Below are 25657 nucleotides of genomic sequence, written 5' to 3' on the forward strand. Positions count from 1 at the left end.
GGCCGACGTAGTCGGGTTGCAGCACCAACAAACTGCCGATCACCTGTTCTAAGCCTGCCCAGTCGGGTTATAGCGCCGAACCCCCGCCGATCGCCGCTGTAGGCCGACTCAGTCGGGTGATCGGCGCTTTTTGGTTTCGTCACTTCGGAATTGCTTGGCTAGTATAGGAGCAATTCTTTTCGCGTGTTTATTCGATCTCGATGTGGAGCGAGAAGCCTTTCTCGTCGGCGGGCGAGATGCGGACGGCATACTCGCCGAAACTCTGCCGCCACAGCTTGTCGGAGCCGAGATACGGCGCGGCATGCTCTCGCGCGGCTTCGCCGAGCAAGCTGTCCACCGGCAGCCAGCTGCCTCCTCCGCCGAAGCGCCGCGGCATGCGCAGTTCTTCCGGCAGCAGCCATTCGCAGGCGATAACGGCGGAGCCTTGTTCGGCGAGCTTCACGCATGCCGCCAGCGTTCCATCGCTAATGTAGCTGCCGGCGAGCACAATCAGCCGCGGCGAGCCGATTGCCTCCGCCGTGGCATACGCGTCGAACGCCAGCACGCCGTTCGCCGGCTGGAACAGCGGATGAATCGGCTCGCCGTATCGTTCGGCGGGAACGCCTTCCCGCAGCGGATATTGCGCGGATGGCTCGTCGAACTGCAGCGCATGGCGCGGGAAGCTGTAGCCCGGAATATGCAGGCAGCTCCCGTGAACAGGGACGGCCCCGTGCGTGACCAGACGCCAAGCGTGAAAGATAGACTGGCTGCGCTCGGGCATCGGAAGCTCCCGGATGCCGAACGGACGCTCGTTCTGTCCGTAATTGCCGTCGTCCGAATGAATGATCGCGATATTCGCGCGCGCTTGCCGATGATCGTAAGGCAGCGGATGCGCGGGCACATAGTCCCGGACGAACCGCAGCCACTCTTCGCCGAATTCGGTCGCCTCCAGTCGGCACCCTTCGCCTGTGCGAAGCAGTCCGTCGATATTTTCCGCAAACAAATGCGAAGGTCCCATATGGTAGCCCAGACGCAAGGCGGAGGCGAACTCGGCCGGCGAATGTCCGGGAAAGCCGGAGAGGCGGGTCAGCCAAGGCCCCGTGTCCGGCCCCCACAGATCGGCGCAGATCCAGAGTGCTTTGCCGTACTGCTTCGCAGCTCCAAGAGCCGTTCCGAGCTGCAGCGGATGGAACGATTCCTTCATGATTTTCGGAGCCGGCGTCATGCCGGCTCTCGCCTGGGCATGGAACAGCACGGGAAACACCTGCTCCGACAGCACCGGCCACGCCGCTCCCAGCGCTTCGCTTAACGGCGCCAACTCGGCCCGTACTCTCTCCACGAACCGTCCGTGCGCTTCGTGCATGCTGTCCGCCTGCAGATTGCCCCAGTGCGGGAACCATTCGCCCTTGCGATATTGCGCCGCATTGATCTGCAGGTGCTCCGGTTCGTCGTACAACAGAGCTTCAAGCATTCCGCTGCCGACCAACGTCTGCACGACCTCGACCGGGACGTCGTAGCGGTTGGTCCCTTCGCGCCACGGGCCGTTGATATTGCCGTATTCGTTGCCGACGACGAGCCGAATGCCGAATTTTCGGCAGTCCTCGATGAGAGCGGGAAGCTCCTGCAAGTCCGGAAACAGGTGGTGGACGTAAAACTCCGCTCCCAGTTCCTTCAGCGCCGCCATGTACGTTTCCGGTTCGACGTCGGGCTCCTGCGGCGGAATCATTTTGCCGGTTCCGGTCCGCATGATGCGCTCGGAGCCGGCGCGATTCCACGGATCGTTCCAGCCGAGCACCGGTCCTTGAATGCCAAGCCTGGGCCGATAGGTCATCGAAATTCTCCTCCTTGTGAACCTCACGATAAGGAGATCGTAGCACAGCGCTTGGGGGGATTCCTGCTCAATCAGGCGGCATTTTAGGAAGGATTGTCCGATAAACGGTCCCGAACGACGGAGGCCTGAACACCCGAACACCCGAACACCCGAACACCCGAACACCCGAACACTGGCCCCCGCACGCCGCGCGCCGGGGAACACGCACTGGTGATCCCGTTCCGATCGGTTTATAATTTGTAAAACATGAACGAGCAGCGTCGCAGAAGGGGGAGAAAAGAAGATGAAAGCAGGAGGAAATCCGACGGTCGCCAGAGTTCGCGACTTTTTCTCCCGAATTCGCACAGTCCTGCTTTTCAGCTATTTCGTCATCATTTTGCTGTCCATTCTTATCGTCGGCACCGTTTCCTTCACCATTTCCTCGTCTACGATCAAAGGCAGAGTCGAGTCGGCCAACGTGCAGATCGTCCGGCAGATCGCCAACAACATGGACAACGATTTTCGCAGCAAGCGCAATTTGCTGCTTGCTCCGTACTACGACCAGGAGTATATCGACGGCATCAACGCCTATCCGGAGATGAGCGAGCAGAACCAGTTTCTGTTCCGGCAGAAGCTGGAGAACCTGTATCTGAAGAGCTTCAACGCCACGCCGATCCGCGGCTTTATCCGCTTTCAAATCTATTACCGCAACGGGGAGTTGCTCGCCGCCTCCAACGACTACAAACCGTGGACACCCGTTCAGGTGCGCAATTCGGAATGGTTTCTGCGTACGGTGGCCAAGGACGGAGAGGTATTCTTCAACGGTCCCAGCTCGGGCGACGGCACGACCGACGCGGCCGCAACGGCGTATTCCTCGTCGATTCTGATCCGCGACTTCTCCAATCCGGAGCGCTTCATCGTCGTACGCGTCGAATACGGGGACGATCTGTTCCGCGCGATCGGTCGCAGCGACGACCTGTCCGCCGACAGCCGGATTCTCGTGCTGGACGGGCACGACGGTCTTGTCTACGATTCCCGGCCGGACGCTCCCGTTCCCGGAACGCGGCTGCTGAACCGGCTGGACGGCTCCGAGGGCAAGTTCTGGACGGAAGGGGAGGACGACGAGCAGTTCGTCTCGTACATCGTCTCCGAATCGACTGGCTGGAAAGCGGCCATCTTCACGCCGCGCCGGGACATTCTGGGCCCGATCGACAACATCAAAACGATCGTCATCGCCACGGCCGTCGTCGCCTTCGCGCTGACCTTTATCATCTCCGTCCTGTTCGGCCGCCGGATTACGCAGCCGATCCAGACGCTCTACAAGCACGTCAACCGCATCAAGCGCGGGGATTTCTCGGAACGGGTCGAGATCAAGCGGGCCGACGAGATCGGTCTGATCGCCGCCAACTTCAATGCGATGCAGGACGAGCTGCGCAATCTGATCGAGAACAGATACGTCAACCAGATCAAGCTGCGGGAAGTGGAGCTGGCGATGCTGTATTCGCAGATCAACCCGCATTTCCTGTACAACACGCTGGACATCATCAAGGCGATGGCCGACTATCACCGAGCTTCGGAAATCGGGGACATCGCCCAGGCGCTCGCCGATATGTTCCGCTACAACACGCGCAATCGCGACGAGGTCGTCACGCTGCAGGAGGAGCTGGACCAGATCGAGGCGTACATGAAAATCCAAAGCATCCGCTTCGACGACAAAATCGCTTACGAGGCGGACGTGGACGAGAGCTTGTACAATTACCCTGTGTTGAAAATGACACTGCAGCCGCTCGTCGAAAACGCGGTCTTCCACGGTCTGGAGCGCAAGCGGGGCAAAGGAACGATAAGAGTGGCGGCGGCGAAGGAGGAGGGGCGTTTCGTGCTGATCGTGGCCGACGACGGCGTCGGCATGTCGGAGCAGCGGCTCGCCGACCTGCGGACGAAGCTGAAGCAGTCGCTGCACCGGGAGGAAGCCGTATCCGTCGCCGAGGGCGGCATCGGCGTCCGCAACGTCTACGCCCGCTACGCCATCCAGTTCGGGGATCGGCTCGGCTTCGAGGTGGACAGCCGCAAGGGAGCCGGAACGAGAATCAGGCTGTCTCTGCCCTTCGACGAACACGCGGGAGGGCTTCCGGACCCTTCCGGACGATGAAGTCGGATTATTCAACAAAACGGGTCGATTTTATGAATGGGGTTACAGAAAACGCTTCCCTTATAATGAAAGCGTAATCAGAAGGAACATACCTTAAGGGAGGTTCACCCACGATATGAAAAAGATGAAAGCGGTATCTGCGGCAGTGGCCATCGGTCTGCTGGGCGCATCCCTCGCGGCTTGCGGCGGCGGCAACGGAAACGACAAAGGCGCTTCTCCTTCGGCTTCCGCCGGCGGAGCGTCCGAAAGCCCGAAAAACAACAATCCGGTCACGCTGACGTTCGTCATCTCGAACACTGAGGATACGACGGCGTTCAACAAAGTATTCGAGGCTTACGAGCAGCAGACCGGCAACAAAGTGGAGCTTCAGGCGCTGCCGGGCGGCGATTACGACAATCTGATCAAGACGCGCTTCTCCACCGGCGATTTTCCCGACCTGTTCCTCATGCAGCCGGGCACGAAGCAATACGTCAAGCTGAGAGCAGCGGAGACGCTGCACGAATGGTCCGGCGAGTCAGGCATCTGGGACAACGTATTCGATTCGATCAAGCAAGCCCAGGTGGAAAACGATAAAATCTTCGGCGTTCCGTACGGCTCCACCGGCATGATGGGCGTGTTCTACAACAAGGAAGTGTTCAAGCAAGCGGGCGTGGACGTGCCGGCCAATTACGCCGACCTGGTCGAGATCGCCAAGAAAATCAAGGCGGCCGGCTTCACGCCGTTCTACGAAGGCGTTAAAGACGCTTGGCCTCCGCAAGTGTTCTACTACACCGGCTGGGTGACGCAGGTCGATCCGGCGATCGGCGACGAAGGCGTCGCCAAGCTGAACCGCAACGAGCTGAAGTTCGCCGACATTCCCGAGCTGAGAGATCTGTTCGCGAAGCAGAAGGAATTGAAGGAGCTGGACCTGTACCAGAAGAACGTCATGGCCGGCACGTACGACGAAATGCAAAACGAGATGGGCGACGGCAAAGTGGCGATGGCCTTCATGCTGGACGGCATCGTCTCGCAGATGGAGCAGAAATTCGGCAAAGACTGGGTAACGAACAACCTCGGGTTCTTCCCGTTCCCGTCCGCGACCGATCAGGGCATCGCCATGATCACCCCTCCGAACCAGCTGATGGTGCCGGAAAAAGCGAAAAACAGGGACGCCGCGATCGAACTGGTGAAATTCATGCTGCAGCCGGACAACGTCAATTTGTTTTACGCGAACAAGCCGGGCATTCCGATTTTCGAAGGCGCGACAAGCGAGCTGTATCCGGTACAGGAAGACGTCAAAGCGTACATCGACGCCGGCAAGTCCCGTGTCAACATCCAGAACCGTCTGACTGCTTCGTTCGTGGACTTCTCCAAGACGCTGCAAAACTTCTTCCTTAAAGGCGATATCGACGAGGCGATCGAAGAATTCGGCGCCAACTATCAGAAAGACGGCAAGGCCAAGCTGCTGGAAGGCTTCTGATTCCGGGCCGGCCCCGCTCATAGACAAAAATAGATAAGGAGCCGTCTTCGCCGGAGGACCGCGGGTTTTCCGACGGAGACGGCTCCGCTCACCTTGGGAGGAGGAGGGGAATATGGAAAGGCGCAAATACCCGCTTTATTTTTCCTATCCCGCCGTTGTCGTTTTTCTGCTGTTTTTTATCGCCCCGACTCTGATCGGAGTGTATTACAGCTTTACGAACTGGAACATTAACGCCGATTCGGTCAAGTTCATTGGCTTCGACAATTACGCGGCTCTTTTCCAGGAACCTAGACTGGGAAAGGCGCTCAGCAATACATTGATTTTCGCGGCTGCCGTCACCGTTTTGCAGAACGTCATCGGATTCGCGCTCGCGCTCGTCATGAACGAGTCGATCCGGATGAGGAACTTTTTTCGCACGGTGTTCTTCATGCCTTACGTCATCGCCCCTATCATTATCGGCTACGTGTTCCGAGCGATCTATCATCCGGAGCACGGCATCGTCAACAAGCTTCTGGAAGGCGTCGGTCTCGGCTTCATGGCCCAGGACTGGCTCAACGATCCGAAGTGGGCGTTGTTCTCGATTATCATTACGGACCTGTGGAAGGTCTCTGGCTTTGCGATGGTCATCTATCTCGCCGGGCTGCAGTTCATTCCGAAGGATCTGCTGGAAAGCGCGGCGATCGACGGAGCCAACTACTGGCACCGCCTCAAAAATATCATCCTGCCGCTTATCGCCTCGTCGACGACGGTCAACATTTTGCTGTCGCTTATCGGCTCGATGAAGGTGTTCGAGATGGTCATGGTGCTGACGGACGGCGGTCCGGGCTACACGACCGAAGTGTTCTACACGTATATCCGCAGCACGTTCAGCATGGGAGAAATGGGCTATTCCACGGCGATCAACCTGGTGCTGTTCGCGCTTGTCACTCTCGTCGGCCTGCCGGTGCTCGCGGCGCTTAAGAAGCGGGAGGTGGAGATGTGATGAGGCGGGGAGGCAAACAACTCGCGCTGTATCTCGTCGTCCTGCTCGGAGCGCTCGTCATTCTCGTTCCGTTCTATATGATACTCGTCAACTCGTTCAAGGGCATTCGCGAATCGGCGCTGTTCGGCATGGGGCTGCCGTCGGAATGGCTGTTCGCCAACTATGAGAAGGTGTTCGAGCAAGGGAATATTGTGCGCGGGTTCAAAAACAGCTTCCTGCTCGCGGGGCTGACCGTGCTGTGCGTCAACCTGTTCGCCTCGATGGCCGCCTTCGTCATCCAGCGCCGGGACGACCGGCTGATGCGGAGCCTGTACCTGACGTTCATTATCGGGCTGATCGTGCCGGTATCTATCGTGCCGACGATTCGGCTGATGGACATTCTGGGCATCAAGGGAACGTATTTCAGCATGATCATGTACTACACGGCCGTGCTGCTGCCGTTCTCGGTGTTCCTGCTGGTCGGCTTCATGAAGCAGATTCCGCGCGAGCTGGACGAGGCGGCGATGATCGAGGGAGCGGGCTTCTTCCGGCTGTACTTCCGGATTATTCTGCCGCTGCTGATCACGGTGCTGGTAACGGTGTCGATCGTCGTCATCGTGTCGGTGTGGAACGACTTTTTCGGGCCGTTCTATCTGGTGACGGACAGCACCAAGTGGACGATCGTGCTGCAAATTTTCAATTTCGTATCGCTGTACAACACGAACTGGGGCGTCGTCTTCGCGTTCATGGTCATCGTCGTGCTGCCGGTGCTGCTCGTGTACTTGCTGCTGCAGCGCTACATTATCGACGGCTTGACCGCCGGTTCGGTCAAGGGCTAAGAGACGCTAAGAGAAGAGGCTGGCCGCTCGGAAAACATCGGCCCAGGAAGATCGCGGCAAAAGGAGGAGGTCCGGCATGCGCAAGGTGATGGTGGTCGACGACGAGAAGTGGGTCCGGCGCGGGCTCATCCAATCGATCCCTTGGGAGCGGTTGGGCCTCCTGCTGGCCGGCGAGGCGGCGGACGGACAGGACGCGTACGAGATGGCGCTGGAGCAGAAGCCGGACCTGCTTTTCCTGGACATGAGGATGCCCGGCCTGGACGGCAAGGAGCTGCTGGCGCGGCTGGACGCCGAGCTGCCGGAGCTGCTTACGATCGTCGTCAGCGGCTATTCGGATTTCGAATATACGAAGCAGGCGATCCGCCACCGCGCCTTCGATTATTTGCTTAAGCCGGTCAAGAAGGAGGAGCTCGCCGACGTGCTGGACAAGGCGATGGCGGAGCTCGACCGGAGGGAGGAGCAGCGGAGGATGGCCGCGGAGAGCCGGCAGGACGACGGCTGGTTCCGCGACCTGTTGCTGGAGCGCGCGGAAGCGCCGGCTTCGTGGACGGGCTTGTCGACGGCCGTCTTCGTCGCCCGAGCCGACCGATACGGGGAGGACGGGGGGGACGCGGATACGCTGCGCGTCTTGCGGGAGAAGCTCGTTCGGGAACGGACGTTTTATTTCGGCGGGGAGTGGGAGCTGGCGCTGTCTCCGGCTCCGGACGGCGGTCCGGAAACGGTCGGGGCCGTCGCCGCGCGCAATCTGGCTCCGGGAGAGCTGAACCGGCTGCTTGCCGCCGCCCAGGCCGAGTGGAAGCGAATGGACGGCGTCGGCCGCAGCATCGGTGTCAGCGAGGCAGCGCCGGCGGAGGCGAACTGCCTGCGGAAGGCTTACGCTCAAGCGCAAGCCGCGCTAGCCGGACGCAGGCTTCGTGCGCAAGAGGCGCTCTTGTTCGCGGGGGCGTGCGAAGGCGCGCCCGCGGCGGAGCCTTATCCGCAGAAGCGGGAGCAGGCGTTCCTGCTTGCGCTGCAGATGGGCAGCCGGGAAGAAGCCGGGCGGGAATTCGACCTGCTGATGGCTTCCCTCTGCGGAGAGTCGGCGACGGTGGACCGGATGCAGCGGGGAGCGATCCTGCTCGTCCACGCGCTGGAGCGCCAGCTGCGCGCCAACGATTCCAGTCTGGAGATCGTCTGCGGGAAACATCCGCTGGAGCTGACGGAAGCGCTGCGGCGCAGAGTCGATCCGGATTCCGTGCAGGCGCTGTTCGAGAACGAGATCATTCCGGCCGCGCTGGCCGCGGCGGAGAGACAAGGGGCGACGCAAGGGGAGCGGATCGTCCGCGAGGTTCTGAAGCTGATCGAGGCGCATTTCGACCAGCCGCTGTCGTTGCAGCATATCGCGGAAAGCCGGTTCGTCAACCCCGACTATTTGAGCCGCCTGTTCAAGAAAACGACCGGCCACAACTTCGTCGATTATTTGACCGATATACGCATCCGCAAGGCGATGGAGCTGATGCGGGTGCCGACTTATAAAAACTACGAGATCGCCCGGAAAGTCGGGTACGAGGACTATCGATATTTCAGCCAGATTTTCAAGAAGAAGACCGGCAAGACGATCGGGGAATTCCGCAGCGAATTCGTCTCCGGGAAAACGTGAACGAAACGATACAGGCACGAGAAGCATGGAAGAGGAGAGATGGAACATGGCAAAACGACTGATTCCCGATACGCTGATGCTGGAGGAACGGGCCGGACACGCGCTGAACGCGATGGCGGGCATGTCCGATCCGGATTTTCACGGCTATCCTTTTTTCGCCGCCAACCTGATGTCCGATCCGGCCAACATGACGCACGGGGACTGGGATTTCGGCTCGTCGCACGGACGGATGATCGACGGCATGATTTTGGCCCGACACATGTCGGGAGAGACGCTGGGCGAGGAGATCGAGGCCAAGTACCGCGAAAATCTGCTGACGTTCTTCAAGGAAGACGGACTGAGCTACCGGCAGCACAATCCGAATTTCGACTGGGAGCAGAATGCGAACCTGATCGACCAGCGGGCCGTCATTCTGTCGCTTACGACCTGGTACATGACGACCGGCGATCCGAAGGTCAAGGAAGCGGCCGACCGCCACGTGGCCGCGCTGAAGCGGATCGCGATCAAGGAGCGCGAGGTATGGTACTATCCCGCATCGGAGTACAAGGAAGGCGGCTGGCCTTCGCGCAACGCCGCGCTGCTCCGGCTTGCCCCGGATCCGGCCGCGTTCTGCGGACGGCTCATCATGCCGCTGCTCAAATATCACGAAGTGACGGGCAGCAAGGACGCTTTCGAGCTGTGCCGGTTCTTCACGGCGCTGATCGTCGAGCGAAGCGGCGTATTCAACGCGGACGGCAGCTTTAACGACGCGCTGGCGTACCGCAGCGGCCACTTCCATACCCGCCTCGGCACGCTCGACGCGATTGCGCGCTTCGGCGAGTTCACGGCCGACGCCAAGCTGATCGCCTGGGTCGAGAAGAGCTATGCGTGGGCGCTGACCAAGTGCACCGCGTTCGGGTGGACGCCGGGCGATCTGAAGGAGCAGGCGTACGAGCACGAAACTTGCTCGCTCGTCGATCTGATCGCGACCGGAATTACGCTGGCCAAGAACGGCTACACGAAATATTGGGGAACGGTGGAGCGGTTCCTGCGCAATCACTTGACGGAGTCGCAGCTGCTCGACCTCGATTGGGTGAAGGAGACGGACGACAAGTCGGGCAACATACCGGGCCATATCAGCTATACCGACGTCGCCAAGCGCACCCGGGGCGCGTTCGCCGGCTACTCCGCCCCGAACGACTTCTGCTGCGATGTCAACCACGGCCGCGGCCACACGAACGACCTGCAAATCTGCTGCCTCGGCTCCGGCACCCGCGGCCTGTACATGGGCTGGAGCAATACGATCACCGAGCGCGGCGGCAGCGTTAGCGTCAACTTCCTGCTGAACCGCGGCTCCGTCTGGCTAGACGTCGACAGCTATTTGCCGCATGAAGGAAAAGTCGTGCTGTACGTGAACAAGGACATTGCCGAGCTGCGAATCCGCATTCCGGAGTGGGCCGGCTACACGAAGGTCAACATCGTCCGCGAGCGCGGCGGCAGCGTCTCGGAAGGGCGCGGCATGGACCCGAGCAGCTGGATCAACGAACACTTCCTGCTGCTGGGCGAAGCTTTCGAAGGGGAGACGATTACGGTGACGTTCCCGCTGGATACCCGCACGACCGTCGAGACGGCGATCGGCCAGACGTTCCTGACCCAGTGGCGCGGCGACGACGTCGTCGGCATCTCGCCGGAGGGACGCTACCATCCGTTCTACAGCGGACGCAAGGTGTACGATGCCGCTCCGATGCGCGAGGGCGACTATCGGCGGCTGGATAACGAGATCGTATGGTAAGGGGCGGAACGCCGTCCTGCCTAGAGCTTTATAAAGGAGGATTCAGACGATGAAAACCGTCGTTGCCGTATATACCGGCCAAGGGCTGGCCGATCCGCTGAAGGCCGTATTCCGGGAAGTGCTGCCGGACGTGCGGCTCGTCAACCTCATCGACGATTCCCTCATCGGGGACGTCGTCAAGGCGGGACATATCCCGCCGGGAGTCGCTCGCAGGCTCGTGCAGTATTTCCATAACGGCGAGGAGATCGGAGCCGACGTCATCCTGAATACGTGCTCGTCGGTCGGCGAAGTCGCCGACGAGGCGCGCAAGCTGATCGGCGTCCCGATCGTCAAGATCGACGACGCGATGGCCGCGAAGGCGGCCGCGGCTTACGACCGCGTCGCCGTGCTGGCTACGCTGCCGTCGACGCTGCAGCCGACGATGCGCCTGATCGAGAAGAAAGCGGCCGAGCTGGGACGCGACGTCAAGCTCGTCAACGGACTGGCTGAAGGGGCGTTCGAGGCGCTGACCGGCGGCAAGCCAGAGGAGCATGACCGGATTCTGCTCGAGACCGCGCTTCGCGTCGCGCGGGATGCGGACGTGATCGTACTCGCGCAAGGCTCGATGGCTCGGATGGAGAAGGCTTTGGCCGCGGAGACGGGCAAGCCGGTGCTGTCCAGCCCGCGGCTCGGCGTCGAGCAGGTGAAGATGACGCTGGAGAAGCTGAGCCGGGGGGAGACGGTCGGAAAGCCGGTCTTCGGCGAGGGCGGCGATCTGCCGCCGGTATGCTGAGAGACGGCGCGGGAGTCGAAATCGCGGGAGGATTTAGGGGGAACGGAACATGAGCGAAGAACGCGTCAAGGCGGTCTATTTGGCGGAAACGCCGTATTCGCTGGAGAAGGCGGCGCAGATCATCGCGGGGGAGCAGTCGACGGGAACGTTCACGGCGGTGCCCGGCGAGACGGATACGTTAAAGGAGCGGCATGCCGCCAGAGTGGAGGCGATCGAGGCGCTGGAGGAGGCGGAAGCCCCCTCCCTGCCCGGCGCGAAGCTGCCGCAGGGACACGACGGCAAGTATCGGAGAGGTTATGTGACGGTGTCGTTCCCGCTGCATAACTTCGGCCCGTCGATCCCGAACCTGATGTCGGCGGTGGCGGGCAATCTGTACGAGCTGCGGGAGCTGTCGGGCCTTCGGCTCGTCGATCTGGAGCTGCCGGCTTCTTTTGCGAAGCGGTATCCGGGGCCGAAATTCGGCATCGAAGGCACGCGGAGGCTGACCGGCGTCTACGGACGCCCGATTCTCGGGACGATCGTGAAGCCGAGCGTCGGGCTGTCGCCGGAGGAGCTCGGCAAGCTGGTATACGAGCTGGCGCTGGCCGGCATGGATTTTATCAAGGACGACGAGCTGAACGCCGATCCGCCGTATTTTCCGTTGGAGCTGAAGGTGAAGACGGTGATGGAGGCGGTGGAGCGCGCTGCGGACGTCACCGGGCGCAAGCTGATGTACGCGTTCAACATTACCGGGGACATCGACGAGCTCAAGGCCAATCACGATCTGGTCGTCCGGGCCGGCGGAACGTGCGTGATGGTCAGTATATTAAGCGTCGGGCTGGCCGGCCTGGCTTATTTGAACGGCTACAGCGAAGTGCCGATTCATGGCCACCGCAACCAGTGGGGCATGCTGACGCGGGCGCCGCTGCTCGGCTTCGAGTTTGCCGCCTATCAGAAGCTTTGCCGGCTGGCCGGGGCGGATCAGTTGCACGTCAACGGGCTGAACAGCAAGTTCTACGAGAGCAACGAGTCGGTGCTGCGCTCGATCAAGGCGTGCACGACTCCGCTGTTCGGAGGTTATGAGGCGATGCCTGTCGTGTCTTCGGCTCAGTGGGCGGGAACGGCCCCGGCCACCTACGAGGCGACCGGCAGCGTCGACGTCATGCATCTGGCCGGCGGCGGAATGCTCGCCCATCCGGACGGACCCGCGGCGGGCTTCGAGAGTATGAAGCTTGGCTGGGAGGCGGCGGTTCAGGGCATTCCGCTGGACCGGTACGCGCTTGAGCATCCGATCCTGCAGCGGGCCATCGACAAATACGGAAAGGGCTGATCGCGGGATGAATGCGAACGATGCGGGGCATGAGGCTGCCGGAAAGAGTCGGCCGATCTGTTATTACGGCGACGACTTTACCGGATCGACGGACGTGCTGGAGGCGTTGTTCCGCTCCGGGATGAAGCCGGTGCTGTTTCTGGAGCCGCCGACGGGCGAGCAGTTGGGCGGCCGGTTCGCTTGGGCGGACGCCTTCGGCGTAGCCGGTGTCGGCCGGTCGATGTCCCCGGAAGAGATGGAGCGCGAATTGCGGCCGATCTTCGAAACGCTGAAGGGCGCGGGAGCGTCAATCGTGCATTACAAAATCTGTTCGACGTTCGATTCCTCTCCGGACACGGGCAGCATCGGCAAAGCGGCGGAGATCGGCCGGCAGGTGTTCGGCGGGCGCTATGTTCCGCTGCTCGTCGGCGTGCCGTATTTGGGCCGATATACGTTGTTCGGCCAGCATTTCGCGACGGCGGGAGACAAGGTACACCGGCTTGATCGCCATCCGACGATGTCGCGTCATCCGGTAACGCCGATGGACGAGGCGGATCTGCTGCTTCATCTGTCGGGGCAGACCTCGCTGCGCTCGTCGCTGATGGACATTCTGGCGCTTGACGGCGAGCTCGGGGACGTCCGACTCCGGCTGGAGGCGCTGCTGCGGGACGAGGCGCCGGATATCGTGCTGTTCGACGCGTTCGACGAGAAGCGGCTGCGGACGGTCGGCCGATTGATGCTGGAGGAGGCGGCTGAGCGTCCCGAGTCGCTGTTTGTCATCGGCTCGTCGGGCGTCGAGTATGCGCTCGGCGGGTGTTGGTCGGAGAAGGGCGCTGCTTCGGAAGCGTCGGTTCGGGAGGCGTCGGTCGGCCCTGTCGACCGACTGCTCGTCGTCTCCGGGAGCTGTTCGCCGGTCACGGAGAAGCAGATCGCCGAGGCGACGGAAGCCGGCTTCGCCGGCATTCGTGTGCCGGTGCACGAGTTGATCCGCCCGGAGCTTGCGGGCGGGGCGAGAAGTCGGCTGCTGCAGGAGGCCAGGGAGGCGCTCCTCACCGGCCGGAATGTCGTGCTGTATTCCGCTTCCGGACCGGCCGATCCGAGCATCGCGGAGCTGCGCCTGGCGCTGGAGAACCAAGGTTTGCGGGCGGAGGACAGCAGCCGAGTGCTGGGGGCCGAGCTGGGTTCGCTTACCCGGGCGCTGGTCGAGGAAGCGGGACTGTCCCGCGTGCTGATCGCCGGCGGGGATACGTCCGGGTACGTCGCGCGGGAGCTCGGCATTTACGCGCTGGAGTGCGTATCCGCGCTAGCTCCGGGAGCTCCGCTCTGCCGGGCGTTCTCGAACGAGGCAGCGCTGGACGGCCTGGAGCTCGTGCTTAAGGGCGGCCAGGTCGGAGGAGAACGCTTTTTCGAACGGGTGCTTCGGGGGAATTGACGAATGAAGAGGGCAACGAGAGAGAGTCGCTTGCGAAACAGGCGGCTGCGAGGGACAAAAGACGGAGGGGAACGCCATGCGGGAAGAACAAATGGAGGGCATGCCGGACTGGATGAACCTCGGCGTGCTGGGGAGGAATACGGAGCCGCCCCATGCCTATCTGATTCCTTATGCGAGCCGAGAATCGGCTCTATCGGAGGCGCGTGAAGCGTCTCCTTTTTTTCATCTGCTGAACGGGAACTGGAAATTTCGCTATTGCGAAGCGCCGGAGCTGGCTCCGCAAGGGTTCGAGGCGCCGGATTACCCGGACGGGGATTGGAGCGAGCTGCCCGTGCCGGGCAACTGGCAAATGCACGGATACGGCCGGCCGCACTACAGCAGCTGCCCGTATCCGTTTCCGGTCGATCCGCCGTATGTGCCGCAGGACAATCCGACGGGCTGCTACCGGACGACGTTCCGCATCGACGAAGCATGGAGCGGCCGCAACGTTCGCCTCGCATTCGAGGGCGTCGACTCCGCTTTTCACGTGTGGGTGAACGGACGGTTCGTCGGGTACGGGCAGGGCAGCCATATGACAACCGAATTCGACGTCACGGACAAGCTTGTTCCCGGCGACAATTCGCTGGCGGTCAAAGTGTATCAATGGTCGGACGGAAGCTATCTCGAGAGCCAGGACAAGTGGCGGCTGAGCGGAATATTTCGGGATGTTTATTTGCTCGCTTCGGCGCCGATCAGTATTCGGGACGCGAAGGTCGTCGCGGAGACGGACGAGAGCGGCGGGTCCGCCGAGCTGCGTGTGGCGCTGGCCGTCGCCAATCTGACGAAGGGGCAGCGGCAGACTTGCCGGCTTCGGATCGAACTGCTCGATGCGGAGGGCGCGCCGGTGCTGGATCGCTGCGAAGCGGTAGATCCGCCGCCGGGGGAGGAGCGGATCGTAACGTTTAACGCGGCGCTGGCCGATCCGAGGCCATGGACTGCGGAGACGCCGTATTTGTACACGCTTCTGCTTACGCTGTCGTACCCGGACGGCCGAGCGGCGGAGGTAAAGCGGATTTTCACGGGATTTCGCCGGGTGCGTGTGGCGGACGGCAGGCTGCTCGTTAACGGACAGCCGATTATCGTCAAAGGCGTGAATCGCAACGAGTTCGATCCTTGGCGAGGCTTCTCGACGACCCTGGAAGCGATGAAGCGCGACGTCGAGCTGATGAAACGGCACAACATCAATACGGTGCGTCTGTCCCACTATCCGAACGATCCGCGTTTTCTGGAGCTGTGCGACCGTTACGGACTGTATGTCATCGACGAGGCGGATCTGGAAACGCACGGCTTTGCGTTTACCGGAGAGCGGGTCAATCAGGAGACGCCGGGCTTTGCCAAAGGAGCCGCGGAAAGCTTCCTGTCCAAGCACCCGGACTGGAAGGAGGCTTATATCGATCGGGCTAGGCGGATGGTGGAGCGCGACCGTAATTTTCCGTCGATCATCGTCTGGTCGCTCGGCAACGAATCGGGCTACGGCTCCAATCACGATGCGATGGCCGCCTGGGTGCGCGATGCCGATCCCACCCGGCCGATCCATTACGAGCGGGCATACGACTCGCCGATCGTCGATATCGTCAGCACGATGTATCCGTCGGTGGACATGCTGATCGCCGAGGCGAACAAGCCGGACACCCGCCCTTACCTGATGGTCGAATATGGTCATGCGATGGGCAACTCCGTCGGCAATCTGCGGGAATATTGGGAAGCCGTGTACCGTTATCCGCGGCTGCTGGGAGGCTTGATCTGGGAGTGGACCGACCTGGCGATCGGGCGGCGCAGCGAGGACGGCGAGGCCTACTATTTGTATGGAGGAGACTTCGGGGAGGAGCCGCATAGCGGCAGCTTCTGCCTCGACGGCCTGCTGTTCCCGGGCGGCACGCCGAAGGCTTCCTTGCTGGAGTACAAGAAGGTGCTCGAACCGGTCGAGACGGAGTCGTGGAACGCGGCGACCGGCGAATGGACGATCCGCAACCGGTACGATTTCCTGACGCTCGCGGGCTTGCGGGGAATCTGGGAGCTGAAGCGGGACGGACAAACGGTGGCGAGCGGCGAATTGCCCGCATTATCTGCGGGGCCGGGAGAGACGGAAACGGTGCGAGTTCCGATTCCCGACGGACTGATCATGGGCGAGCTGAGTTTGGATGAACCCGACATGGGTATGTCTCGCTCGGATGAGCGCCTTCCAAGCGCACAGATTTCGAATAAATGGAGGCAGGAAGCCGGGGAGTATTGGGTACATGTCCGTTTCGTCCTGCGCGAAGCTGCGCTATGGGCGGAAGCCGGCCACGAAATCGCTTGGGCGGATTTGCCTTTGTTCGTTGTTCCGCAGGAGCGAAGGACGGAACTTCGGGAGAAGCCGGAACGGAGTTTCGAGCTTGCGGGGGCTCCACGCGAGGAGGAAGGAGAAAGGCGGAACGGGGGAGGAATGCCCGCCCGCATCGAGGAAGACGATCGTCAGATCCGCGTCATCGGCGCCGATTACGAGATGTCGTTCTGCAAGCGTACCGGACAGCTCTCGGATTGGATCGTTCAGGGCGTTCCGCTGCTGGCTTCGGGACCTAAGCTTAACTTCTGGCGGGCTCCGATCGACAACGACGTGCGGTTGGCCAAGGAATGGGTCAAGGCCGGCTTCGATCGGCTGGTCGCCGATGTTCGCGGCATTGTCTTCAGCCGACCGGCCGAATCCGAACTGACCGTTAAAGTCGACTCTATCATCGGCGCAAGAGGCGAAAGCGTCGCGTTTCGCGCCCGGACGATAGCTGTCGTAAGCGCCGGCGGCGAGCTTCGGCTCGAAGCACGCATCGAGCCAAGGGAAGGGTTGCCTCCGCTGCCCCGTTTCGGCTTCGAACTGACTATGCCGTCCGGCTTCGAACGGATGGACTGGTTCGGCAGAGGCCCGCACGAATGCTATGCCGATCGCAAGGAGAGCGGCAAGCTCGGCCTCTACGGAGGGACGGTGCAGGAACAGTTCGTACCGTATATCAAGCCGCAGGAGAATGGCAACAAAGCCGACATCCGTTGGGCCGGTGTGACGAACGCTTCCGGCGTTGGCCTTCGCTTTGCGTCGGCAGGCGGACGCCATTTCGACTTCAGCGCCCATCATTACTCTGCCGAGGATTTGACGCGAACGAGCCACGTTCACCTGCTGACGAGACTTGGCGAGACGATCGTCAAGCTTGACGCCGCCCAGAGCGGGCTCGGCAACCACAGCTGCGGATATGCTCCGACGCTGGAGCAATACCTGCTCCATCCTGACCGGCCGCTCTCTTTCTCGCTGGACGTTCGTCCTTGGAGAACGTCTTCTGATCGTAAGTAGATTCAGGATTTTCTTGGTCCCCACGAGACATCGAATTTTCAAGCAGTAATCTTCTTAATACGCAAACAAACAGCGCTCTTCTAGGGGCGCTGTTTCTTTTCGGAGTGCAAATGGCGACAGGACCTACATCCTGATTTCAATCCATGCTCCCCAAGAGAGGAGCGACTTGCTTCAGTCGCCCGGTATCCGGCCGGGACGGTGTTTCAATCCACGCTCCCCCCAGGAGGAGCGACTAAGCGACGTAGTTCGAAATTGCCGTCACTTGACGTTTCAATCCACGCTCCCCCCAGGAGGAGCGACAGCGCCACACTTGAGCCCTTGCCCCGCAAGGGATTCGGGGCTCGAAAGTGCGAATCGGTATTTTTGAAGCGAAAATGAGGTACAAAAATGGCATGAAGAGCCGAGACCCCTTGTGCAGCAAGAAGTGCGAATCCTCTAGGGAAATCATGTGAGCTTGGGGTTCGCACCCAATCGGTCAGTTGACGTCTCTATTATAAGCTTATCTGGGATAATGTGTAAGGGGATAGACGTTCACTCCTTTTCGCTTTAGGAATTGACTTATAAAAATATATTGAATATATTTAAATATGAACTACAATAAGTTCGACAAATGTTCTAACGATTCCGCAGGAAATTTGTTTTTACGATAGGGGAAAAAGTCGATTTTATGCGAAAAATGGTCGTTGAATACGGCGCGGGATAGGCTGGAATACCCGTTCTTGAGGGCTTTGGCGATGGATCTCTGGTTGCTCTTTGCCAATAAGGAATATAATATATATTACATATACCGCTATGGGATTGGTGATTACGATGAGCACGAACGAGCGCGTCCCGCTGTATCAGCAAATACAGGACTATATCCGGGATATTATCGCTGTGGAAGAAATGAAGAGCGGCGACCGGATTCCTACGGAGAAAGAGCTGATGGAGCGGTTCCAGGTCAGTAAAATCACGGTGGCCAACGCTTTGACCGGGTTGGCCAACGAACAGGTCATTACCCGCGTGCCCGGGAAGGGGAGCTTCGTGGCGGACAGAGGGGCGAAGCAGGGAGCGCCGTCGTCCGCCGTTGCCGTGCAAAGCCGGGAGGTCGGCGAAGGACGGGCGCGCACGGGATTGATCGGCCTGGTGATGCCGTCCATCGACGATTACTTCGCCATTCGGCTGATCGAGGGCATACAGCGCACGCTCGAAGCGGAAGGCTACAGGAGCATGATTGTGCTGTCCAGCGGGAAGATCGAGAAGGAGAAGGCGGCCATCAAGGAGCTGAAGGCGCTCGGGGCGGAAGGGCTGCTTATTTTCCCGGTGGACGAGGAGCACTATAACGAGGAAATTCTTAGCATGAAGTTCGAAGGGTTCCCGTTCGTTCTGATGGACAGGCATCTTCCTGGCGTCGAGACGCATTTCATCGCTTCGGACGGCCGGCAGGGCGTTCGCCTCGCGATCGACCATCTCTGGGAGCTCGGACACCGCGAGATTGCCATCTGTTCCGATTCCCCGCTGATGACCGTAACGGTGCAGGAGAGGATCGAGGGGTACATCACGGCTCTGAAGGACAAGGGCGCGCTGATCAATCCGGCCCATATGATTACCGGGTTTACGCTGGCCGAGAGCTTGAAGGAATCGGAAGGACATCCGTTGTTCCGCTATATCCGCAACCGGATGGCGACCGCCTACATCTCCTTGAACGGCAGGCTGGGCGTGCATATTTACCAGATGGCGCGGCAAGCGGGACTAGACGTGCCGGGCGACGTGTCGATCGTGAGCTTCGACGACCCGACGTCGATCGTGGAGGAGTTCAGCATTTTCACCCATATCAACCAGTTCGAGAGAGAGATGGGCGTCAAGGCGGCGAGCAAGCTGCTTGAGGTCATCCGCGGGGATCGGAACGCGAAGCATTTCGACAAAACGCTGATCGAACCAAGGTTGGTCATTCGTCAGACGTCCGGCTCGAACCGGCAGCGTTAAGCGGCGCGAAGATCGTTGCGATAACTTGAATAGCAAGGAGAACGATGGGAGGCAGCCTTTCCGAATGAGGGGCGCCTGCCTATTTTTTTGATTATTTTGTAAAAACATATTGAATATATAAAAGATATATATTATATTCGTTGACAAAGAGAACAAAACGCTTCGATTCACATCCGGACAAAACGGGAGGTTGGGCGGCATGGCGAGAAATCGAACGGAAGAACGGACGGGGTTCCAGGAATCGGGTGCTTATCACCCGGATTACGATCTGCAGACGGACTTCGTCATGGTGTACGGCATCGATAGCACGATGGAGCAGCGAATCGGGCAGTGGAGGGACAAAGGGTATATCGTTCATCTGATGACCGGCATCGCATGGGGGACGTACAACGACTATCTGGACGGCAAGACGGATGGGCGGACGCATTGGGACGAGGCGCAGACCGATCGCAGCGGCGAGATGATCGTACACGGGAAGAAGCCGGTCGTCATTCCTTACATGGTGCCTACATTGAGCTTTACCGATTTTCTGGCCGAACGCATCCGCATCGCGGTAGACGCGGGCGTGGAGGCGATTCATCTGGAGGAGCCCGAGTTTTGGGTCAACGGCGGTTACTCCGAGGCGTTTAAGCGCGAGTGGCTGCTGTATTACGGAGAGCCTTGGTCTCCCCCGCACGCATCGCCGGACGCGCAGTATCGCGCTTCGAAATTGAAAGCGTTTTTATATACGCGGGCTCTGGATCGGCTGTGCGCGGAAATGAAGGATTACGCGTTGCTCAAGTACGGTCGCCGGCTGCGCTTCTACGTTCCGACCCACAGCCTGATCAATTACACGCAGTGGCGCATCGTCAGCCCGGAATCCAGGCTGCTGGAGCTTCCGTCGATCGACGGGTACATCGCCCAGATCTGGACGGGGACGTCGCGGACGCCCAATGTGTATCAAGGCGTGCGGAAGGAGCGGACCTTCGAGACGGCCTACCTCGAATACGGCATCATGCAGGAGCTGGTCAGGGGAACCGACCGCCGCATGTGGTTTCTCCACGATCCGATTGAGGACAATCCGAATTACACCTGGTCGGATTACAAGCAGAATTACATCAAGACGGTCGTCGCTTCGCTTCTTCATCCCGGGGTTGCCCATTACGAGGTGTCCCCGTGGCCCCGCCGTATTTTTCAGGGGAAATACCCTTCGGAGGACGGCGTCGGGAAGGCGGCGATTCCGCCCGATTACGCGACAACGCTGCTTCACGTGATGCATACGCTCGGCAACATGGCCCAGGACGAGGTCGAGACGGAAGACGCGGCGCAAGGGATCGGGGTGCTGATCGCCGATTCCGCGATGTTCCAGCGCATGAAGCCGGAATCCGAGGCGGCCAACGCGGGCAAGTACGACGGCACCGATCCGGAAGGCTTCAAGAAAGTAGGCGATACGGAGCTGCTTGATTTCTCGCCGTTCTACGGACTCGCGCTGCCTCTGCTGAAGCACGGCATCCCCGTTCGGCCGGTGCAGTTGGATAACGTGCGTCGCTTCGCTCACTACTTGGACGATTATCGCGTCCTTCTGCTCAGCTACGAATATATGAAGCCGGAATATCCGGACCTTCATTACGCTTTGGCCGGGTGGGTGAGGGAAGGCGGAGCGCTGATCTATGTCGGAGACGACTCCGATCCGTATCACCGGATTCGGGCATGGTGGAACGAGAGCAAAGGCTCCGGCGGAAGGGCGCGGACGTACGGCTCGCCCCGCGAGCATCTGTTCGAGCAGCTGCAGCTTGGCGGCGCAGCCGGCGGAATCTACACGGCGGGCAAAGGAGCGGTCGGTTATCTCGCCGTCCGTCCGGACGATTGCGCCGCGTCAGAGGCGGGAGCGGAGGCGCTGCGCTCGACGGTCAGGCAGACGATGGAGGCGCTCGGAGATCCGGCGCTCAGCTGGCGCGCGAAACCGCATTTCAAGATCAAGCGGGGCCCTTACGTGATCGCGGCGATGATGGAGGAGTCGGTTGCCGATGAGCCTCTGGTCATCGACGGGCCGGTCGTCGACTTGTTCGACCCGTCGCTGCCCGTCAAGCGGGAGGTGCGCCTGATGCCGGGCGAGCAGACGCTGCTGTTCGACGTGGAGGCCGGCCGCCCGGCGGCCGACGAGGCGGCGGTTATCTCCGCTTCGTCCCGAATCGAGGAACTGGACTCGCAGGCTAACGGCTTTACGTTCATTGCGAGAGGGCCTGCAAACATGCGCGCGACGGCAAGGTTCTATTGTCCTCGCCTGCCGGTCTCCGCAGTGCTTGAATGCGAAGGCAAGACGGAGCCGATTGCGTGGGAGTGGGACTCAGGGACACGAAGCGTTCTGCTGGAATACCGGCACGGGAGCGAAAACAAAGCGAACGTGCGGGTAGACTGGGGAAGCTGATGCGGTTGCTCCACCCGGGCTGCTTCGGCTAGACCGAAGCAGCCCGGAGGATAGTATCACTTTTGTGGAAACGATTCCATATAACAGTCCCCGGACTTGAAAGCGCTTCGAGGGGCTGCATTTTGCAGGAGGTGGGGGAAACAATGATCGTGAAAGAAGCGAGAGCGGGAGTTATACCGACAAGAACGAACAAAACCTGGACCAAAGTATGGGGTTTCAGACACATCTACTTATTCATGCTCCCCGCCATCGTCTGGTATCTGGTGTTTTGCTACTACCCGATGTACGGCATTTTGATCGCGTTCAAGGATTTCAAATATAACATGGGGATCTTAGGCAGCCCTTGGGCGGGCTTTCGGTATTTCGAACAGTTTCTGAACGATTCCAGTTTCTACTCGGTGCTCTACAATACGCTGTCCATCAGCGCGCTTAAGCTGCTGTTCGGATTCCCGGCGCCGCTGATTCTTGCCTTAATGCTGAATGCCGTCTTTCGCAATAAAATAAAGCGGATTTTCCAGACAATATCCTATCTTCCGCACTTCGTATCCTGGGTCGTCGTCGTGACGCTGATGCAGAAAATTCTTTCGCCCAACGTCGGACTTGTCAACGATATCCGTGAAAAGATGGGGCTGGATCCGATCTTTTTTATGGGCATGACGTCGTTATTTTATCCGCTGGTCATTATTTCGGATATTTGGAAAGGCGTCGGATGGGGATCGATCATTTATTTGGCCGCCTTGACCAATATCGATCCGCACTTGTACGAAGCGGCGGAAATGGACGGCGCAGGCCGTTGGAGCACCTTATTTAAAATTACGCTGCCTTGCCTTACGCCTACGATCGGCATTCTGCTGATTTTCTCCCTTAGCGGCATCCTCAATGCGGGGTTCGACCAAATCTGGCTCATGCAGACGCCCGCTACAATAAGCGTCGCGGAGATACTGGACACCTACGTGTTGAAAACGGGCATCCAGCAGGGGCAATTCGCATACTCGACGGCGATCGGCTTGTTCAAGTCGGCGATCTCGCTGGTTCTGATTGTGATTGTCAACAAAATCTCCAAAAAGGTCAGCGACGTATCGCTATGGTAAGCCGGCGAATTTTATCACATGAACAAAGGAGGTGCGGGTATGGGCGTAAGAAAAATGTCTGCAGCCGATAAAGCTTATTCGACGCTTAATTATGCGGTGCTGACGTTGTTCAGCCTGACGGCACTTTATCCCTTTATCTATTTTCTTGCGCTTTCATTCAACGACGGCTATGACGCCATGAAGGGCGGCATCTACTTTTTCCCGCGAGTCTTCACGCTTGAGAACTACAATAAGGCGTTCAACAACCCGCTCATCTTGAATTCCTTCATGATCTCGGTTACAAGAACGTTCATCGTGACCGTAAGTTCCGTTCTGCTGACGGCTCTGCTGGCCTACGGGCTTTCGCGCAAAGGCTTGCCGGGAAGGAAGTATATCGTTTTCTTCTTTTTCTTCACCACTCTGTTCAGCGGCGGGCTTATTCCGACCTTTATCCTGTTCCGGCAGCTGGAGATTCTCAACACGTACTGGGTGCTCGTTCTGCCGATGATGTACAACTTTTTCAACGCGATTATCATGAAAACTTTCTTCGACGGAATTCCGGGCAGCTTGTCGGAATCGGCCCGAATCGACGGCGCCAGCGAGCTGTCGGTATTCGCGAAAATCATCCTTCCCCTGTCGATGCCGGTTCTGGCCACGATCGCCTTGTTCGTCGGGGTAGGCGTCTGGAACGATTGGTTTACCGGACAGTTCTTCATTCAGAACGAAGACCTCTATCCCGCCGCGACGTTCCTGAACAAGATGATCAGCGAAGCTTCCTTCCAGACGATGACGGGATCAAGCGGCGGCTCCAGCATTCAGAACATGAGCGAGTCCCAGATGGGGCTGCGCGGCGTAACCCCGGAAGCGCTTCGGATGACTTTCGTCATCATTATTACGACGCCGATCATCTGCGTGTATCCGTTCCTGCAGAAATATTTCGTTAAAGGCGTGCTGGTAGGTTCGCTGAAGGAGTAGTCGACGGTATAAGAGGCATGGCCTTTTATATAAAAAAATGAGCAAACGAAAGGGGCTTGTCAAATGCGCAACACAAAGTTGAAAAGTTCGCTCAGCATGATGATTGCCGTCCCAATGCTCGTACTGACTGTGGCCGCATGCAGCGGAAACGGAGGAAGCAACAGCTCGGGGACTCCCTCGGGAAGCTCGGAGCAAAAAGGATCGGAGGCGCCCAAGGCGGTTACGTTGACCTACCTGAGCGCCTGGAACGGAGGCGGCGGCGCATTCCCGCAAGATCAGGAGAACAATCTCGTGGCGCGGCAGATCAGGGAGAAAGTCGGCGTAACGTTGAAGCTGGAATCCATTACAACCAGCGAAGTGGAAAAGCTGAACACGATTTTTGCTTCCGATACGGTTCCCGATATCGTCAACGCGCCTTTCTGGTCGACGATATCCGGAGAAGGGCAAGTCATCAAAAAGGCGGCAATGGAAGGGCAGCTTCTGGATTTGACCCCTTATCTCGATAAATATCCCAACGTGAAGAGACTGCTGACGACCGGCGTGTCCAAGGACTTCTACGAATTCGAGATGAACAGCCCGGAGTTCGAGGGCAAGCAATATTTTATTCCGGTGGAGACGCCGGACGGTACGCTGGAGAGCATTCATAACTGGAATTACGGACTCTATGCGCGGGGAGACATTCTGAAGGCTTTGAACGTGAAGGCCGAGGATATCGATACGCAAGATAAGCTGTACGACCTGCTGACCCAAATCAAGAACGGCAACTTCAAGGATATCGGCGGAAAATCGGTCATCCCTGCCGGCACCATGCACAACGGTTGGGATTATGGACGATACCTGATGGGGTGGTCGGATTACAATATTTCGGACTTCCGCCTGGAAGGCGGGAAGGTGACGCATTGGACCCTTGGCGAAGATCAGGAACCCCGGCTGCTGTTCATGAGAAAGCTGATCTCGAACGGCTTGTTCGATCCCGAAGCCTTCAGCAACACCGATACGACGGCGAATGAGAAGCTCGCTACCGGCAAGATGGCCGTGTACGGAGCCCAACCGATGATGGATCAATTGTCCAAAACGCTCTATAAGACGAATCCGGAAATGCAGTACGAATTGCTGGGACCGATGAAAAACAAAAACGGGGAAATCGCGACGCAGGTCGCTACGCCCGGACGCGGCGGATTCCCGGTCATCTTCTTGAGCGCCAAAATCAAAGATCCCGAAGCGGCGCTGCGGTATCTCGATTATGTAAATAGCGAAGAAGGCCGCCTGCTCGCCTATTGGGGCGTCGAAGGCCAGACGTATATGTTGGATAACGGGCAGCCTCGTTGGCTTCCCGAAGTGAAGCAGAAGTATGACAATAACCCGGACGAGAAGCGCGACGAAGGACTTAACTTCCTGCCCGGCAGATTCATTGGCGCCTTCTCCTCCGATGTGACCTGGCCTCAGCCGGAGGACCAGAAGACGGAGTGGAGGAAGCTGGAGGAGAGCTTCTGGAAAAAAATGCCGATCAAAGTGATCGACAAGATCAGCGCCAACTACGTTGCCAGGGAATGGCCGCAATACGACAAATACCGGGATGCCACCAACTCTTTGAATTTTGACACCGAGTTCCGGAAAGCCATCTTCGCCAAATCCGACGAAGAAGCGCTGAAAATGCTGCGCGATATCCAAGACAAGTACAGGGCGGCAGGCGCGCAGGAAATGGCGGATTTCGTAGCCGAAAAAGCGGCGGCTCGAGACGACATCGGCTTCTAATATAGAATAAACGTCAAATCGACCCAATCGC

16 protein-coding genes are annotated in these 25657 nt (G+C 59.3%); 15 read left to right on the top strand and 1 reads right to left on the bottom strand.

The features are described from left to right. Positions 1-187: 187 nt before the first annotated feature. Positions 188-1810 (bottom strand): Rieske (2Fe-2S) protein, encoded by a 1623-nt coding sequence (locus tag B0G52_RS14040; protein WP_094045292.1) that lies wholly within the window; start codon positions 1808-1810, stop codon positions 188-190. 283 nt (positions 1811-2093) lie between these two features. Between B0G52_RS14040 and B0G52_RS14045 the strand changes: the two genes are divergently transcribed. From B0G52_RS14045 to B0G52_RS14115, 15 genes are all read left to right on the top strand, one after another. Continuing rightward, positions 2094-3938, top strand: coding sequence for a cache domain-containing sensor histidine kinase (locus B0G52_RS14045; RefSeq protein WP_094045294.1), 1845 nt, complete (start codon positions 2094-2096; stop codon positions 3936-3938). A gap of 115 nt (positions 3939-4053) precedes the next feature. After that, positions 4054-5397, top strand: a complete 1344-nt coding sequence (locus tag B0G52_RS14050) for an ABC transporter substrate-binding protein (protein ID WP_094045296.1) — start codon at positions 4054-4056, stop codon at positions 5395-5397. Positions 5398-5509: 112 nt separating this feature from the next. Continuing rightward, positions 5510-6379, top strand: a complete 870-nt coding sequence (locus B0G52_RS14055) for a carbohydrate ABC transporter permease (protein WP_094045298.1) — start codon at positions 5510-5512, stop codon at positions 6377-6379. Then, positions 6379-7197: a carbohydrate ABC transporter permease gene (locus B0G52_RS14060; RefSeq protein ID WP_094045300.1), complete on the top strand. Its 819-nt coding sequence runs from the start codon at positions 6379-6381 to the stop codon at positions 7195-7197. Before B0G52_RS14055 ends, B0G52_RS14060 begins: the two co-directional genes overlap by 1 nt. A gap of 76 nt (positions 7198-7273) precedes the next feature. After that, positions 7274-8836 carry a response regulator transcription factor gene (locus B0G52_RS36545; RefSeq protein WP_094045302.1) on the top strand — a complete coding sequence of 521 codons (1563 nt, stop codon included), beginning with the start codon at positions 7274-7276 and terminating at the stop codon, positions 8834-8836. Positions 8837-8882: 46 nt separating this feature from the next. Beyond that, positions 8883-10607, top strand: a complete 1725-nt coding sequence (locus B0G52_RS14070; RefSeq protein WP_094045304.1) for a glycoside hydrolase family protein — start codon at positions 8883-8885, stop codon at positions 10605-10607. Positions 10608-10656: 49 nt separating this feature from the next. Beyond that, positions 10657-11379, top strand: a complete 723-nt coding sequence (locus B0G52_RS14075; RefSeq protein ID WP_094045306.1) for an aspartate/glutamate racemase family protein — start codon at positions 10657-10659, stop codon at positions 11377-11379. A 49-nt stretch (positions 11380-11428) separates the two neighbouring features. Then, positions 11429-12688: a ribulose-bisphosphate carboxylase large subunit family protein gene (locus B0G52_RS14080; protein WP_094045308.1), complete on the top strand. Its 1260-nt coding sequence runs from the start codon at positions 11429-11431 to the stop codon at positions 12686-12688. A 7-nt stretch (positions 12689-12695) separates the two neighbouring features. Then, positions 12696-14099, top strand: coding sequence for a four-carbon acid sugar kinase family protein (locus B0G52_RS14085; protein WP_094045310.1), 1404 nt, complete (start codon positions 12696-12698; stop codon positions 14097-14099). A gap of 76 nt (positions 14100-14175) precedes the next feature. Next, positions 14176-17454, top strand: a complete 3279-nt coding sequence (locus B0G52_RS14090) for a glycoside hydrolase family 2 TIM barrel-domain containing protein (RefSeq protein WP_094045312.1) — start codon at positions 14176-14178, stop codon at positions 17452-17454. A gap of 810 nt (positions 17455-18264) precedes the next feature. Beyond that, on the top strand, positions 18265-19419 hold the full coding sequence (locus B0G52_RS14095; protein ID WP_094045550.1) for a GntR family transcriptional regulator: 1155 nt from the start codon (positions 18265-18267) through the stop codon (positions 19417-19419). 199 nt (positions 19420-19618) lie between these two features. Next, on the top strand, positions 19619-21826 hold the full coding sequence (locus B0G52_RS14100) for a hypothetical protein (protein ID WP_094045314.1): 2208 nt from the start codon (positions 19619-19621) through the stop codon (positions 21824-21826). Between the two features lie 143 nt (positions 21827-21969). Further along, on the top strand, positions 21970-22917 hold the full coding sequence (locus B0G52_RS14105; protein WP_094045316.1) for an ABC transporter permease: 948 nt from the start codon (positions 21970-21972) through the stop codon (positions 22915-22917). A 39-nt stretch (positions 22918-22956) separates the two neighbouring features. Continuing rightward, positions 22957-23871 carry a carbohydrate ABC transporter permease gene (locus B0G52_RS14110; protein ID WP_094045318.1) on the top strand — a complete coding sequence of 305 codons (915 nt, stop codon included), beginning with the start codon at positions 22957-22959 and terminating at the stop codon, positions 23869-23871. A 63-nt stretch (positions 23872-23934) separates the two neighbouring features. Beyond that, positions 23935-25626 carry an extracellular solute-binding protein gene (locus B0G52_RS14115; RefSeq protein ID WP_233162666.1) on the top strand — a complete coding sequence of 564 codons (1692 nt, stop codon included), beginning with the start codon at positions 23935-23937 and terminating at the stop codon, positions 25624-25626. Positions 25627-25657 lie beyond the last annotated feature (31 nt).

Origin of the sequence: Cohnella sp. SGD-V74, assembly GCF_003001675.1 — a bacterium.
GTDB lineage: Bacteria > Bacillota > Bacilli > Paenibacillales > Paenibacillaceae > Cohnella.